This is a genomic window from Halomonas sp. YLB-10 (genome assembly GCF_003856855.1).
In the GTDB taxonomy this organism is placed as follows: domain Bacteria; phylum Pseudomonadota; class Gammaproteobacteria; order Pseudomonadales; family Halomonadaceae; genus Halomonas; species Halomonas litopenaei.
The window spans coordinates 123,275-140,167 of the sequence record NZ_RRCU01000007.1 but is presented as its reverse complement, the minus strand read 5'-3'; the positions used below and the strand labels follow the sequence as shown (position 1 = coordinate 140,167).

Genomic DNA, 16,893 nt, shown 5'->3' with positions numbered 1-16,893 from the left:
CTACCACCCCGTCCAGGCGCGCAGGGCCGACAGCGGCCGGCGCAGCAGGTAGTAGCCGAGACTGACCTCTTCGCCGTAGACCTTGGCGGTGCCGTGCAGCCCCAGGCGTACCTTGGTCGCCGCCGAGTCGGTCTGGGTATCGGTCCCCTGGTCGAGGCTCTGTCCAGCGCTGTCTTCCGCGTCCGTCGGCGCAAGCTCGGCCAGCAGGCGATAGGCGGCGACGCCATCTGCGTCGGTCGAGGCTTCGTAGCTGGTCTGGGTGAGGCGCGCACCGATCGGTTCCAGCGGCCGGGCGCTGAGGAACACCTTGACCTCGGCCCCGGGTGCCAGGGTGATGGCGTCGGCGGCGGCCAGCTGGATCTCCACCGCCGGCTGATCGGGGTCGGCCAGGCGCAGGATGCGCTCGCCGGTGGCGACGGGGCGTCCTTCCCAGTCGTCGGGGTCGCTGTAGACCGCGACTCCCGCCGTCGGAGCCGTCACCAGGGTGCGTTCGAGCCTGGCCTCCAGTGCCTCCAGTTCGGCCTGGCGCTGTGCCTGCTGGCGCCTCAGGCGGCTTATGTCGGCGAGCCGTGAGCGGTCGTCGAAGGCCAGGTTGCCGGCGGCGTCGAGCTCGGCGCTGGCCACCTCGAGCTGACGCCTGAGTACCTCGGCGCGGCCTTCGAGTTCGCTACGATCCAGGCGAAACAGGGGGGTGCCGGCCTCGACGCGTGAGTTGGGCTCTACCAGCATCTCGGCCACCACACCGTCCAGCGGGCTGGTGATGGCGGCGCTGTCCAGCGACACGATCTCGGCCGGGGCCAGGGCCGACTGGCGCACCGGCAGGAACATCGCGGCGATCACCGCGACCAGCAACAGCCAGCCGAGCCGACGACGCGGTAGCTGCCAGGCGCGTCGGCTTGGCGCCAGGGCCTGCCAGCAGTAGCGCCAGGTGGCGGCCAGGCCACCGAGCTGCTGGCGCAGCGCCTGGGGCGGTGGCTGCTCGAGCAGAAACAGCGCCCAGGCATGGTCGGTGGTCGACTTTCGGTCGACGTCGGCGCCGCCGGGACCCAGCGGCACCAGCCACAGCACCTCTGGCCACCACTGGGCCCAGCCCTCGGCCAGGTCATCGGGGAGTTCCAGTTGATCGCGCAGCAGCAGCCTGGGGCCATCGACGTCGTGTTGATCGAGCAGCCAGGCGCCGAGCCTTTCCACCCAGTTGACGAAGGGGGTGCGCTCGGTGGGTGTGGCCAGCCCCGAGACACAGCGCAGCCTGAGCGCGCCCCGGGCACGGCCTTCCAGCACCAGGGCCTGACGAAAGCGCAGCAGCGGATAGGGGTCGTTGGCGATGGAGAAGGCCAGGGTGGTGCGCGAGTCGGCGTCCAGCGCGCGATCTCGCAGGGCCAGGCTCAATGACGCCAGCGACGCCGGGCGTGGGTGTTCGCTGGCGCTCATGGCGTGCCTTCGTCGCTGTCCTCTGTGGCGGACGACTCGGCCACCAGGGTGGCACGCCCGGTCATGCCCGGCATCAGCTCGTCATGGGCCTGGTCGAGGCGTGCCTCGAGCTCGACGGTCTGGGCTACCGCATCGATGCGGGCACTCACCGCGCTGAGCGTGGCGGCGTAGCGCTTGCCGGTCTCGCTGACGTCAAGACTGAGCGACTGGCCTTCGCCGAGCTCGGCCAGGTGCGCCGAGGGGGCATTGAGCCGGACCTTGAGAGGGCCATCACCGACCAGATCGACGATCGGCGTGCCGGCGGCCATGGTCTGAAAGGGCTTGACGTGAACCGCGGCGATGCGCCCGGCGAAGGGCGCCTTCAAGGTACAGCGATCGCGCTGGACGGCGGCAAGGTTCAAGGCGCTCTGGGCCTTGTCGACCTCCGCGCGGGCCAGCGCCACCTCGAGATCGCCCACCGCGTCCAGGCGGCGCAGGCGGTCCTTGGCCTGGCTGTTGAGCCGGGCCACGCCGAGTTCGGTATTGGCCACGTTGACCCGGGCCTGTTCGATTCGACAGTCGAAGCGGGCCAGTACATCGCCCTCGGCCACCGTAGCCCCCAGCGACACGGCCAGCTCGTCCAGGGTGCCTTCCATGCGGCTCGACAGGGTCGCCTCCTGCTGCGGGGCCAGCAGGGCGCGCATGGTCAGCTCGCTCCGGTTCTCCTGTATCGGCTGCTGGGCCGATGCCAGCGCCGAAAGCCCGAACAGGGGCAGTGCGAGGACGAGGAGCATCCCGGCCGAGCGCGGGCGAAGACGACTAGACGGCATCGGTGCCCCCCTCATCGGCGCCTGTCCCCGGCTGCGGGCGGCGCGGCTCCAGGGTGGGCCCGCCGGCTGGCGCCGGTGGCTGGCCCGGGTGAGGCGCAATGATGCCCTGGCGCTCGTGGGTGGTCATGATTCGCTCGATCTCGCCGGCCAGGGTCTGTACATCGTGCTGGGCGACGGTCTCGGGCAGCACGTCCAGGCCCACCGAGTTGAACAACCGACCCCAGGCGGCCTGGGCGCGGGAGTAGGCCGCCTCGCGCTGGTACTGGGACAGCAGATAGCGGCTCTCGGCGCGAATCACCTCAAGTTCCGAGCCGATGGAAGAGGAGGCAGCGGCCTTGGCGTAGGCCAGCAGGTCCTCGTCCACCTCGAGGCTCTCGTCGCTGTACTCGAGCTCCTCGCGGGCCAGGTGGTAGCGCAGGGCGCCCACCCGAACCTGGGTCAGTACCGCCATGGACAAGGCGGTACGGCGCAGGTCGTCGGCGTCACCCTGGGTGTCCTGGGCTTCGTTCAGATCGGGATAGGACAACAGCTTCAACAGGTTCAAGGACACGTTGACGCCGGTCTCGGTCCAGTCGTTGTTGTACAGGTAGTCGTTGGAATCGTACTCGACGCCCGCGCTGACCGTGACGTTGGGCCACAGCCTGAGCTTGGCGGCTTCCAGGTCGTTCTGGTTGACCCGCTTGCGGTACCATTCCTCCATGATCTCCGGGCGGTGCTGCAGCGCCAGCTGTTCCAGGCGCTCGATATCGCTGACGTCCGGGGGAAGATCCGGTTCCGGTTCTTCGGCCAGGATCAGGCGGGTACCGGGTGGCAGCGACATCAGCGCGGCCAGCTCGGTCTTGGCCAGCTCCAGATCCTGGCGGCGCGCGGTCAGCAGGGTGGTGGAGTCGAGCAGGGCGCGCTGGTAGGCCAGCACCTCCTGGCGTGGCAGCAGTCCCTGGCGCTGGGCCTCACGGGCGGCGTCCAGGGCCACCTCGGTGCGCGCCAGCAGTACATTGAGGCGAGGAATCAGGCGCTGGGCGGCCAGCGCCCGCCAGTAGGCGTTGCGCACGTCGCGCAGCACGTTCTGGGCGACCTTGCGCCGACGTTCCTCGGCCATCAGCATCTGGTCGGCCTTCTGCTGGTTCTCGTAGTAGGCCAGGCCGAAGTCGAGCAGGCTCCAGGACAGGCCAAGGCCCGCGGTGGAACGGTAGCGCTGCTCCGAGGTGGAGGGACGCAGGCTTTCCTCGCCGTCCTCGATACCGATGGAGGTGCCGCCGGAGTCGTTGCTGCGATCGCTGTAGCCGGCCTCGGCGACGATGCGTGGCAGCAGTTCATGGCGCGAGACGTCACGCAGGTTCGAGGCCAGGGCGCTTTCCATCAGCTTCAGGCGATAGTCGAGGTTGTACTTGAGTGCCCGGGCGGCGGCCTCGTAGAAGGTGACCGGCTGATTGAGCGGCTCCTGCAGGCGATACATCTGGGCCTGGTCGCTGATCGCCCGCTGACGGATCTCGGTGGCGTCGAAGGGCTGGGGCTCGAGGCTGGAGCAGGCACTCAGGGTCAGGCCGGCGGTGACCGCCAGCGTGGTGAGCGGTAGTCGATGCATGCGGTGTCCTTGTCGTTCGAATCTCACAGGTCGTGCTCCCCTCGCAGCGGCGCGGTGGAGCCGGCCATGGCCGTCAGTTGTGCGCGAAAGCCTGCAGCGACCCTGGGAGAGGCGCCGGAGGTCTCGTCTGGCCCGCGCCAGCCGTCCTGGGCCAGCGCTGCTGGCGCGAGGCGATCGTCCTGGTCCACATCGGCGATCCATTCGGCCCCCGGCGGCAGCTCAGGCCGGCCGTCATCTGTCGCGTCGCGATTCGGCGCCTCGGCCGTGCCAGGTTGAGCGTCGCCCGGCGTCGAGCTTCGCGTCGGAATCCTCGGTTCGCCATCGGCACCAGAGGCGTTGTTCAGCAATTGTTCGCGGGTGGGAGCGTAGACCGATGGATCGGCCAGCAGGCCATCCGCCGTCAGGTCGGTGCGGCCGTGGCGGCCCAGCAGCAGCAATTGATCCTGCTCGGCATATAGGCGACTCAAGGCTACGCCGCGCAGCACGTACTGGCCCGGCACCTCACCCAGGCCGTTGGCCAGCGACAGGATCTGCGTCTCCAGCGGCCGGACCAGCCAGGGCTGGGCACCGTGGGACAGGCGCAGGTAGTCGAAGACCTGGCGGCTGTTGCGCTCGACTTCCGGGGTGACGTAGACCACCGGGTCGACATCGCCAAGGGTGGCGCGCGACTGGCTCCCATCGTCCGGGCGCAGGAAATGGGGGCCGGCGCCATCCCTGATCGGAATATAGGGTGCGGCGATATCCAGGGTCAGGGTCAGGGTGGCGGTGTCGCTGGCGCCGGCCTGGTCGGTCAGGGTGTAGACGAAGACCTCCTGCAACAGCGGACCCAGGCCGCTGGCGCGCAGCACCTCGCTGTTGGTGCGGTCGATAAAGTAGCGGTAGCTGCCGTCCGCCTTGATGATCAGGGTGCCGTAGCGGCCCGCCAGGCGCTCGCCGGGCGCCGCGGTGACGCCATCCTGGGTTACCAGGGTGACCCTTTGGGTCTCGCCGTAGCGCTCGGCGTCGACGTCTGTGTCGTTGGGCAGCACATTGCCGGTGGCGTCGGGGCGGCTCGCGCCTCCGCCGATGTCCACGGCGTCGCCGCTGTCGTCGCGAGCCGTCGGTGCGTCGTTACGCCCATCGATGGTGATCGTCAGGCTGGCACTGGCGGGACCGCCCCAGCGGTCCTCCAGCGCATAGGTGAAGACGTCGACCAGGGTCTGGCCGCTTTGACGCAACGCCTGGACCTCCGGGTTGTCGTCATCGACCTGGTAGCGGTAGCTGCCGTCGGCCTCCATCACCAGGCTGCCGTAGCGGCCCTTGAGTGCCTTGCCGAGGGTGCCTTCGGTGCCGCCGGCACTTGGGTTATCGCCGGTGCGAACGCCGGTCACCGTCAGGTTGGGGCCGAGCAGGTTGACGCCGAGGTTGATGTCGCCATCGACGTCGCTGTCGTTGTCGAGCACGTTACCCACGGCGTCCGCCCCCGGCGTGGCGTTGTCCCGGCCACCGGCCTCCACCGCCAGGCCATCGTCGGCGCCGGGCACCGGCGCCTGGTTCTGGCCGCGCACGAACACCGTCAGTTCGGCCAGGTCCACCAGTCCCGCCAGATCACGGGCCTCGTAGGTAAAGACGTCGCGGCGGAACTCCAGCGGGCCAAGCCCGAGGATCTCGGCGTTGGTCTGGTCGACCGCGTAGCTGTAACTGCCGTCGGTGGCAAGCGTCAGGGTGCCGTACTGGCCTGTCAGGGTTATCGTGCCGGCGCTGGGGGTGGACAGGGCCCCGCCTGCGGCGTCGGTGCCGGGGCGGGCGCCACTCACGGCCAGTTGGTCACCGGCGTCGATATCACTGTCGTTGTCGAGCACATTGCCGCTGGGATCACGGCCGGTGCCCTGATCGCTGTCGGCCACCGCCAGGGCGACGTTGTCGGCGGCCACCGGGGCATCGTCGCGTCCCTCGATGGTCACGGTCAGACGCGCCGTGGTGCTGGCACCCAGGGGATCGACGCTGCGGTAGACGAAGACCTCGGTGAGGGTATCGTTGGCGGTTCTTAGGGCCTCCACCGCCGGATTGCTGTTATCGACCACATAGGAAAAGCTGCCGTCGGCGTTCAGGGTCAGGGTGCCGTAGCGCCCGGCCAGCGGCTGGCCGGCGTTTACCGTGGTGGTGTTGAAGCGGACCTGATCGACACTCAGTGTCTGTCCATCCACGTCGTCGTCGTTGGTCAGGACATTGCCACTGGGGTCGTCACCTGGGGTGGCGTTGGCGGTACCCCCGGCTTCCACCGCGATGGCCTGGTCGGCCACCGGGCTTGGCGGATCGTTGGCGCCGGTGACGGTGACGACCAGCTCGGCCAGGTCCGGATTGCCGGCGGTGTCGATCAGCCGATAGGTGAAGGTCTCGCTCAGGGTGGCGCCTGCCGCCAGTGCCTGGACGGCGGCGTTGTCGCCGTCGACCACGTAGCGGTAGCTGCCGTCGGCGTTTACCGTGAGGCGCCCGTACTGACCATCGACGCTGGCGCTGATACCGCCGAGGCTGGTCATGGCGCCGCCGGCCGCCTCGCTGCCGGGGCGAATGGCACCGACGGCGAGTGCACCCTGGTCGATGGTATCCACGTCGGCGTCGACGCCATCGCCGTCGTTATCGCCGATCAGATTGCCGGTGCCGTCCACCGCTGGCGTGGCACCGTCGGTGGACGGTGCCTGGGCGCTGGTGGTGTTGTCGGTGGCGACGGGGTTGTCCTGGGCACCTTCGATGGTGATGGTCAGCACCGCGATGTCATCGAGTCCCAGGGCGTCGGTGATCCGGTAGCTGAAGGTCTCGCTCAGGGTCTCGCCTGCCGCCAGGGCCTCGACCGTCGCGGTATCGTCCTCGACGACGTAGCGGTAGTTGCCATCGGGGGTGATGGTCAGGATGCCGTAGCTGCCGAACACGTCGGTGGCGCCACTTACGTTGGTAAAGACGCCGAGAGGCTCATCGCCAACGCGGATCCCGGACACCGCCTTGCTCTCGCCGTTGAGGTCGACGTCGGTGTCGTTGGTCAGCACATTGCCGCTGGCGTCCTGGCCGGCGGTAGCGTTGTTGATGCCACCTTTCTCGATGGCCACGCTGCTGTCGTCGACGCCCACCGGGGCGTCGTTGGCGCCTTCGATGGTGATGGTGATGGTGGCCTGGGAGGTGACGCCCGCGCGATCGCTGATTTCATAGACGAAGGACTCGGGCAGCGTATTGCCGCTCAGCCTCAGGGCCTCTACGGCGGGGTTGTCGTTGTCGAGCTGGTACTCCGCCGAGCCGCTCGAGGAGATCACCAGGGTGCCGTAGGTGCCGACGATAAGGGTGGGCGAGGCGGGGTCGCTGTTGACCGCCTGCAGTGAGCCCGCGGTGGTGCCCGCCCGGACCACCGTCAGCACGTCGGGGTCGGCGTCATTGAGGTCGGCGTCGGTATCATTGAGGATGACCAGGCCGTTGGGATCGATACCGCCGAGATTGAAGCGTCCCCCGGCCTCCACGGCGATGGCGTTGTCGTTGGTCGCGATGGGGTCGTCGTTGACCGCGATCACTTCGATGGCCAGGGTATCGCGGTCGGTCAGGGCGTCGGCGCTCTCGCCGGGGGTACCGTTGCCGGTGTCCGGGTGGTCGCCGAAGTTGCCGTTGTCGCTGGTGACGATGGTCAGGGTATCGTTGCCGTTGAAGTTGGCGTTGCCGGTATAGGTCAGGGTGGCGAGGGCAGCATTGATCTGGGTGACGCTGCCGGTGAGGATCAGCTCGCTGGTGCCACTGCCTGACAAAGTGGCGCCACCGGCCCCGGAGGCGCTCAGGGTGCCGTTGTTGACGCTCAGGGTCGTGGTCAGGTTCTGGGCCCCGCTGGTACCGGGTGTCAGGGCGTCGGGGTCGGCAATCGAGATGCCGGTGATGGCAAATTCGGTGTCTTCGTCAACGGATACCGGCGAGGCCGGCAAGGTGTGGACCGGCGCATCGTTGAGTTCGACATAGCCGATATCGGCGGCGTAGGTGGCGCCGTCGACGTTGCGGGTGATCAACGACAGGCTGCCGTCGCCGAAGGTGCCACCGTCGGAGTCGATACGTGCCTTTAGTTCGCCGGCACCGGCGTCGGTGAGGCTTTCGCTGGCCGAGATGCGATAGCTGCCCTTGGGCAGCACACCGAAGGCGTAGTTGCCGTTTGCGTCGGTGAGCGTGGTGTAGCTGACGTCGTCGGCGTTACCGAAGGTATCATCGCTGCCTGCCCAGGTCAGGGTCACACTGACGCCGGCCAGGCCATCGCCATCGGGTGCGGTGCTGGCGTCGGCGGAAAGAGTGTCATTCCACAGCGTGCCTTCGACAAGTCCGAGACTCGCCCCGGCGGTCAACACATAGTCATTGAGCCCGCCGCTGCCGTCGGCATCGGTACGCTCGCCGGTTGCCGAGCCATCGGTGCCGACATCACTGCCACCAAAACCATCGAAGCTGCCGTCGTCGGGCAGGCTGGACCAGCCAAGGCGGGCCTCGGCGGCGGTGGCCGTCACCACCGCATTGTTGGGTACCTCGAGGCGATAGGAAACGCTGACCTCGCTGCCCGGGTCGAGTTGCGCAAAGGTGACCTCGATGCCCGAGACGCTGGCGCTGGCCACGACCCCGGCGGGCAGGCCGGCGGGGGTATAGCTCTGACCATCGATGGTGACACTGTCGATGACGTAATTGCTGCCCGAGGGAAAGGCGTCGGTCAGCTTGACGTCATAGGCGGGCATACCACCGTTCTGGGTAAAGGCTACGGTGACGCTGGCGGTGCCGGTGGCCTCATCCGGGGCGGGATCGAAGCCCACCACCGTCTTGGTCATGTCGGTAAAGGACGGCTCGACGATACGTTCGATCAGGGTGGCGCTCTCGCCCCGGACCGTGTCGGCCCCGCCTCCGCTCGCGTCAATCAGTTCCCTTGCCACCACCGCGAGCTGGTCACCTGACTGATTGCCCGATGCATTGTCGACGCGCACGTTGAAGTCGATGGAGATGCCTTCGCGATTGGCGTCGGCGGTTTCGCTGTTTTCGAGCCGGCGGAAGTCAAAGGTGAGCACCTGCTTGCCGCCAACGGTCGTGATGGTCAGGATGCCGGCAGCGTGCAGCTGTATTGCCGTGGGTGACACCGCCTGGCCAAGGGTCAGTGCCTGGGCCAGGGCGCTGGTCTCGTCGCCGGCCTCGTTGAAGTCATCACCGATGCCCCGAATGTCGAGTGCCGAACTCGACAGCCCCCCGGCGTCGGAGATCAGTGCCAGGTTGATGCGGTTATCGCCAAAGTCGACAAAGGACAGGCCCGCATCCAGGGTAACCTCAAGCTTGTAGGACTGGTTGTCGCCGTCGGGGGCCAGGGCTACCACCCTATAACGGATGATCTCGCCCACCGCCACGTCGTTGCTGGCGGCCTGGCTGTCGCTGGCATCGCCGGTGCTGGCAAGGCCACCGATGCGTGAAATATCCAGATAGCTCGCCACCGGTATCGCCAGGGTATCGCTGGTCCGGTAGTCATTGAGGACATTGACGCCAGGCTCGCCGTCGGCGCCGGTGCGCTCGACCACTGGGCTTGCCGGGTCGCCGTCGAGGCTGGTCCACTGCACGCTGGTCGAATTGTCCAGCGTCACCTGGTTGGGGGCATTGGCCGATACCGTCCCCTCGATGGTCAGGGTGACGACGTCTCCGTCCGCCAGGTCGAGATCGAATCCACTCTTGACGCTGACTTGATAGCCGTCGGTGGCGTTGCCAGTGATCTCGAAGGGATTGTCGGCGCCGCTGACGTTAATGACGGAGCCATTGATCGTCACTTGGCTGATGGTGGGTGACACCAGTTCGGGCGAGATGTCGCCGTTGACGTCCAGATCGAAGGCATCGACTCCCGAGGTATTGGACAAGGTGATGGTGTAGCTGACGGGGTCATCGGCATCGACGCCAAGGCCCGGATCGGAAGGAGTGGTCAGCGCCTGTTCGATGGTGACCGTGGGTTCCACCAGGGTGGTGGTCGGGCCCGTACCGGGCTGACTGACGTCGCGATCCATGGCGGTGCTGCCGTTGACCTGGTCAGCGTCGTCGTCCTGGTAGGTCAGGCTGGCCTTGTGTTCGTGCTCGGTACTTTGCTGGTTGTCGAGGGTATTGCTGGCGATCAGGCGTACCCGCAGCACGAAGGTGTTGTTGCCGGTGTCGTTGTCGCCGGTGGCGCTGGCGGCGCTGAAGGTGTACTGGGCATCGACGCCGTCAGCGCCCAGGGTGCCGCCGCTGCCGGCAAGCGCGCTGACGGAGACGCTGCCAGCGAAGTCGGCACTTAAGTTGTCGCTGTCGGCGGCCAGGGTGATCAGCCGATAGCCGGAGCCGTCGTAGGAAGTATCCAGCGCCATGCCCGGCGGTATCAGGTCATTGATCGCGAGGCTCTGGGTAGTGCCTTCCGGCAGGATCACCACGATGTCGTAGAGCATCGACTCGCCGACCACCAGGTCGGCGCCGTCGGTGTGGCTGGCGCTTGAGTCGTCATCAGTGGCAGCGCCGCCGCCCGCGAAGGTGGTGGTGATGGTTGGCGCCGCCACCTGCTGGGTCGCGTCGTCATCGAGGTCCGTCGGGGTAAAGTCGCTGCCACCGTCGACACTGGCGTAGTTGGTGAGCGTTGCCGTGGTGCCGAGGGTGCGACTGGCGCTGACCGCCGCGGCCACGGTCACGTCGTAGGTGATGACGATGATGTTGGTGCCGGCGGCGTCGCTGGCGCTGCCATCCCGCCCGGCCTGCAGGGTGGCCTGGCCGCTGTCGTCGAGCAGGGTGATGGTGTTGCCACTGACGCTGTAGTCGGTGCCCTCAATCAGCACGCTGCCGTCACCGAGCGTCAGGGTCAGGTTGGCACCGCCCAGGCTGCCACCGACAAAGGCCAGGTCCGTGGGCAGCGCGATCTCGGTCGTCACGTCGAAGGCACCACCGCCGCCGGTGTTCTCGAGCAGCGTGGCCAGGCGCAGGGTGTCGCCGGCGTCGATGTCGGTGACGTCGCCGTCCACCGCCGCCGGGTCGGTAATGCTGCCGGTGAAGGGCGCACCCGCCGTGCCGGGCGCATTCCAGCTGCCGCTGGTGCCGCTGACGCTGCCGTTGGTCGAGGACACCACCCCATGGGTGATGGTGACGACCGGCTCGGCCACCGACTGCACCTTGACCACGTCCTGGGTCACCAGTTCTGTCTTGTCGAGAGTGGTGGTCTGGCGCGATTCGGCCAGCACATCAAGCGAGCGGCCATCGGCGAAGGGCTGATCTCCCACCGTCATGGTAAAGCTCAGGGCGATGGTGCTGGCCTCTGTCGTGGTCAGGTCTGCCAGGGTAAAGATGATGGCGTTGCCGGGACCGCTCGCTACGCTGGTGATATCGCCCGCCCAGCTGTTGTCCGCTGCCATGGACCACTGGCCGGGGCCAGTACCTTCCGACCAGCTGATGCCCGAGGTGTCGAGCAGCGGCAGCGGCAGGTAGGCGATCAACTGGAAGTTTTCGTGGTCGCCGGTGACCAGCTCGTAGCGCAGGGTGAAGGTCACCTGGTCGCCGGGGGCCAGTTCGCTGACGCCTCCTTCGATGGCGATGTCCACCTGGCCGGTGGGCACCGTCAGCTCTGTGCTGGAGTCGTCGGTCTCGCTCTCGCCGGTCAGGTTGTTTGGGTTGAGCAGCAGGGTGGCATCGACCTCGGCGGCATTGCCCAGGCTGTCGCCTTCGTTGATGGCAGAGTGGTCGGTCACGTTCGCGTAGGCGTCATCGATGACCGCGCGATAGCCGATCACGGCACGGGTGGCGCCGGCGTCGATCTCCCCATCGAAGGCAGCGTCGCCGGCGAGCCAGGCCTGGTCACCCAGAGCGTTCTGGATCGACTGGGCGATATCGAAGCCAAGGGTGGTGGTGCCATCGGCATTGACGCTGGTGGTGACCACCAGATCGATGGTGGTGGCGTCATTACCGCTGTAGAGGATCAGCGTCGGGGTACCCGTGAGGGTCTGGCCATTGCCGAGGGTATCGGTGACGACAAGTTGACCGTCGAGCTGGGTGTCCTCGCCGAAGGCGAAGTAGTCCGACAGTGCCATCTCCAGCTGGTATTCCAGGGTATCACCCGTGGTCAGGTCGCTGGTGCCGGTATCGATGGCAAGGGTGGCGGTCTTTTCCAGGGTGATCGACTTGGCAACGAAGCTCAGCGCATCGCCGGTCCCCTCGAAACTGACCTTGCCGTCGGGGTCGTCGGGATTGCGGTCGCGATCGTCCAGCGGCAGCCAGACGCCGCTGCCGGTCGGCGCGCCAAAGGTGATCGTCTTGTCGTTGCCGGTCACCGGGTCGAGGACAGGGTCGCCGTTGGCATCGGTCTCCGGCACATAGAAGTCTACCCGGCTGGACTGGGCCTCGGTGAGGTTGGCGTAGGTCACCGTGTAGGAGGTGATGAAGGCATCGCTGTTAATCAGCGCCTGGATGGTCAGATCACCGGTGTAGGTTTTGCCGCTGGCCAGGGTGATGGAGGTCAGGGTGCCGTTGCCGGGATCGATGGCGGTGACCTGAACGTTGGTCGGCACCGGCTGGGTGATGACCACGTCGGTCAGGGTCTGGGCGGTGGCACCGGCGCCGGCCGGTCGCACCGTGGTGACCAGGCTGTGGGGGTAGTTCTCGCCGGTGGTGGTGTCGCCCTCGCTCATGTCGAGGCTCCGCTCCACCGTGATGACCGTGGGGGTGATGGTGAAGGCGACCGCACTACCGATCAGACTGGGGTCCTGCTCCGGGTTGGACAGGGCATCGTTGCCAAGCTCGAAGCCGGCCATGGCCTGGATGACCAGGTCCGGGCTGCCGTTGGTCTCGGCGGTGTCAGCCAGCTCACTGAGCTGGCCGGTAAAGGTGACGTCGATGCTTGGCTGGTCGCTGGTGAGGCTGGCAAAAGGTAGCGCCACCACCACCAGGGTGTCGCCGGCCTGGGCGCCATAGGTCGAGGCCAGCACGGTGATCGGATCGCCATTGGCGTCTTTCGCCAGGGGATGCACCGCCTCGCCGTTGGCGTCGAAGGTCACCTGGTAGAGGTCGAGTTGCCCCCCCAGGTAGCTGGCCGAGCTGATGACAATGCCATCGTCGACCTCGGCGCCGGCGCCGTCCTTGCCGGTGGCGGGCACGATCAGCTGGACAAAGGGGGCGTAGCCCTCCTGGGCGGTGGAAGCATTGGACACGCTGACGGTGAACTGAAATTCCTCGCCCAGCGGCACCTCCGTGGCGGATTCGCCGAGCGACGCCGTCGGCTCGGCGTCGGCCAGTAGGCCATCCAAGGGTGCCAGGGCGGCGAGTACCACGCCACGGTCGTCAGCCAGTTGCCCCTGTTGACGCTCCAGTTCCCAGTCGCCGCCCAGGCCACTGTGGCCGGTATCATCGGTGGAGGCGCCCACGTCCATGCCGGTGGCACTGGCGAGACCTTCCACCAGTTCGAGCCCTGCGTCGGTGGCGCCGATGCGACAGCCGTAGAGCAGCAGGTCGGCGTCGGCCGTCAGTGCCTCGCGCCACTGGCCGAGGCTCGCCGTCAGGCTCGTGAGAGTGTCGTTGCCGACCCGGGTATCGCCGAGCTGAAACTGGCCTGAGGCGCCGTGGCTGAAGATCTCCACGCTCTCGACCTGGTCCATGCCGGCCAGGGCCGCGGTGATGGCCTCGATACCGTTCTCGTCGGCGTCGACCTCGAGCAGTTCGGCGTCGTCGGCAAGACCCTCGCGGATCGTCTGGCGCTGGGCGTCGGAGAGGCGGGTGTCCACCACCACCAGGTGGCGAGCCGGCGCTCCGCTCCCACGGGGGCTGTCGCTGTCGCCCTGGGTGGCCGGTGCCTGGCCGTCGCCGTCCGTTGACTGCTGGTTGGGTTGCCCACCGTCGCCATCGCTGGCGGGGTCGGGGGTGGCCGCCATGGCGCCATCGAACAGCAGGCGTGGCTCCAGCGCGATCAGCCGTGAACGAGTTCCCTTCATACCGACTCCTGCCTTTCCTTGTTGTCACTGTATCGATGGCAGATGACGCTTTGGCTAACATATCTGCACAGTACCCTAAACATAGACGCTGAATCTCTTTCTGTGCCGGAAAATTGGGGAGGCAAATGCTCAAGTCAAAACGTCGGGGGCAGGACTATGGTAGGGGACAGTGATCCGGCACTTAGCCCTTCACCTGAGGGCTGGCGGCTACCTTTTTCGAGGTAGAGTGGATGCGAAAATAACTTTTCAGCATATAAAGTAAGCTTTGGCACCAAAAATCAACGCAAATCACAGGCGGCCCGCAAAGACGATTACCTGGTTGGCGGGGCGGACAACCGTGAGCCAGCATCTGGTAGAGGGGCATCGACAGAGGTGTGCCAGCAAATGGTGGTCCATTGCCGGCACAGGGAAAGGCGGGAAGGTCACATCGACATGGGCGTCGATGCCGGTGCGGATGGCGAAGCGACGTTACACCCGACGTGGTTGTCCAAAGGGGCGCCAGGCGCTACGTACCGGTTGTACCCCCGGGAAGTGGTGTTCGACCTGACGCAGGCACAGCGTCAGCACGATGGTCAGCAGCAGATAGACGGCGGCGATCAGCAGCAGTGGTTCGTAGGTCAGGAAGGTCTCGTCGCGAATGATGTTGGCCGCCTGGAGCAGATCCATCATGGCGATGGTCGAGACCAGCGGGATCGACTTCAGCAGCAGGATCATCTCGCCGGTGAGGGTGGGCAGACACAACTGTACCGCGCGGGGTAGCCACAGACGCCAGAATACCTGGAACGGGCTGAGGCCGAAGGCCCGCCCGGCCTCGCGCTCGCCTGGCGGTACGCTGAGCAGGGCGCCGCGCAGGATCTCGCCGCTGTAGGCGCCGACCGAGAGGGTGAAGGTCAGGGTGGCGTAGAAGAACGGGTCGCGCAGCAAGCCCCAGAAGATGCTGTCCTGGATGCCGGGGATGCCTTCCAGCAGTCGACCCACGCCGTAGTAGAAGAAGAACAGCTGCACCAGCAATGGGGTGCCGCGAATGACCGAGGTCACCGCCGTGGCCGTCCAGGCCAGCGGTCGGGGGCCCCTGATGCGTGCCGTGGCCATGCCGACGGCCAGGGTGAGGCCGGCGATGGCCGATACCAGCAGCAGCCACAGGGTATTGATCAGGCCTTCGATGAGGTATTCCTGATAGAAAGGGTCGCTCAACCAGCTGAAGTCCATGTCAGGTCTCCCGGGGCTGGAGGTGAGAGTGGGGCTGGCCGCGTTTGACACGCCGTGAACGACCAAAGGGCGCAATGAAATGACACCAGCGCATATCAGGTCTCCCGGGGCTGGAGGTGAGAGTGGGGCTGGCCGCGTTTGACACGCCGTGAACGACCAAAGGGCGCAATGAAATGACACCAGCGCATATCAGGTCTCCTGGCTCTGGGGTTGTCCACGCCTGACCCGGCGCTCGATCAGCGCGAAGACCAGGTTGGACGACAGCGTCATCATCAGATAGAGCACACCGGCGGCGGCGTAGAACAGAAAATGCGCACGGGTGCTGGCGGCGGCCTGTTGGATGGTGAAGAACAGTTCGCTGTAGCCGATCACGCTGATCAGGGCGGTGTCCTTGATCAGGATCAGCCAGAGGTTCGACATCCCTGGCAGGGCGTTGGGCAGCATCGCCGGCAGGGTGATGTGGAGAAAGCGTGCCCAGGGAGAAAAGCCGAAGGCGTCGGCGGCCTCGAGCTGGCCCTTGGGGATGGCGGAGATGGCGCCGCGGAACACCTCTGTCATGTAGGCGCCCTGGACGAAGGCCAGCACCCCCACGGCGGTGACGAAGCCGTTGATGGCGACCTGCCCGGGCAGGCCCAGGGCGTTGGTCAGGGCGGTCAGCGCCTGGGAGCCGGCATAGTAAAGCAGGATGATCAGCAACAGCTCCGGCACCGCACGCACGCCGGTGGAGTAGGCGCCGCCGATTCCGCGCAGCCAGGCGTGTCGAGACAACCGGCAGGCGGCACCGACAAAGCCAAGCAGCACGCCGATGGCGTAGGCCAGGCAGGCGATCTGCAGGGTGGTGAGGGCGCCGTCGAGGATCGGTCCGGCCCAGTCGGCCAGCCCCTCCTGAGAAGCGTTGTTCATGGGGCATTCTCGTCGTGGGTGAAAGTCGCGATGGCAGCGGGCCTGGTGCGCATCCGGCGGCTGTTGCCGGCGTTCGACCAGGCCACGGCCTCAGGCAGAAGCGTCGTTCACACGAGCGCAGACATTTTCGTACAGGCCCTAGCCCACGCAGACGTCGGTGCCGAAGTAGCGCTCGGACAGCTCGCTGCAGATGCCCTGCTGATTGACCGCCTCGATGGCGGCGTTGACGTCCTCGGTCAGGGCGTCGTCCTCCTGGCGCAGGCCGATGCCGACGCCTTCACCGTAGGCCTCGTGGTGCGGCGCCGTAGCCTTGATCTCGAAGTCGGCGGCTTCATCGCGTTCGACCAGCTCGGTCATGGCGATCTCGTCGGCCAGGATCAGGTCCAGGCGGCCGGAGAGCAGGTCGCGATTGACCTGTTCGGCCTGGTCGTACAGACGGATGTCGACGCCGCTATCGCGCAGGGCGCGACGGGCGTAGGTGGCGTTGGTGGTGGCGCTCTGCACCCCCAGCACCTTGCCGTCCAGGCCCTCGGGCGGCTCGATGTCCAGGGAGCGGGCGGCGACGTAGGCACCGGGCGTGAAGTAGTAGGGCGAGCTGAAGTCGATGACTCGCAGGCGCTTCTCGGTGATCGACATGGAGTTCATGATCATGTCGATGCGTCCGGCCTTGAGCGAGGGGATGATACCGCTCCAGCCGGTCGGGGTGATCTCGCACTGACGGCCCATCTGGTCGCAGATGGCCGATGCCAGTTCCACCTCGAAACCGGTCCAGTCACCGTCGGAGGAGGTGTAGGTGAAGGGCGGATAGGGTTCGGCGGAGATGCCGATCTTGAGGGGCTCGCCAGCGTCCTGGTTGGCTTCCTGGTCGGTCGCATGGGCGCTGCCGATGGTGGCGGCGCCGAGGGTCGTGGCGAGCGCGACGCCCAGGGCAAGGCGACGAGCGAGGTCGGCTGACGGGCGCAGGGGATGGGATACGGTCATGGGAACTCCTGGTTGTTGTGTGACTGGC

At 66.8% G+C, this 16,893-nt stretch carries 7 protein-coding genes; all 7 read right to left on the bottom strand.

What is annotated here, in order from left to right; genetic code table 11:
- Positions 1-1,431, bottom strand: coding sequence for an efflux RND transporter periplasmic adaptor subunit (locus EBB56_RS16210; protein ID WP_124804825.1), 1,431 nt, complete (start codon positions 1,429-1,431; stop codon positions 1-3).
- Entirely contained in the window at positions 1,428-2,204 is a 777-nt protein-coding gene (locus EBB56_RS16205; RefSeq protein ID WP_221621202.1) for an efflux RND transporter periplasmic adaptor subunit, read from the bottom strand. Before EBB56_RS16205 ends, EBB56_RS16210 begins: the two co-directional genes overlap by 4 nt.
- 25 nt (positions 2,205-2,229) lie before the next feature.
- Positions 2,230-3,825 (bottom strand): TolC family protein, encoded by a 1,596-nt coding sequence (locus tag EBB56_RS16200; RefSeq protein WP_124804823.1) that lies wholly within the window; start codon positions 3,823-3,825, stop codon positions 2,230-2,232.
- A gap of 23 nt (positions 3,826-3,848) precedes the next feature.
- Complete coding sequence (locus EBB56_RS16195; RefSeq protein WP_124804822.1) at positions 3,849-13,772, bottom strand: VCBS domain-containing protein; 9,924 nt, start codon at positions 13,770-13,772, stop codon at positions 3,849-3,851.
- 468 nt (positions 13,773-14,240) lie between these two features.
- Entirely contained in the window at positions 14,241-14,981 is a 741-nt protein-coding gene (locus tag EBB56_RS16190; RefSeq protein ID WP_124804821.1) for an ABC transporter permease, read from the bottom strand.
- A 189-nt stretch (positions 14,982-15,170) separates the two neighbouring features.
- Entirely contained in the window at positions 15,171-15,884 is a 714-nt protein-coding gene (locus tag EBB56_RS16185; protein ID WP_045994541.1) for an ABC transporter permease, read from the bottom strand.
- 138 nt (positions 15,885-16,022) lie between these two features.
- Complete coding sequence (locus tag EBB56_RS16180) at positions 16,023-16,865, bottom strand: transporter substrate-binding domain-containing protein (RefSeq protein WP_124804820.1); 843 nt, start codon at positions 16,863-16,865, stop codon at positions 16,023-16,025.
- Positions 16,866-16,893: the final 28 nt, after the last annotated feature.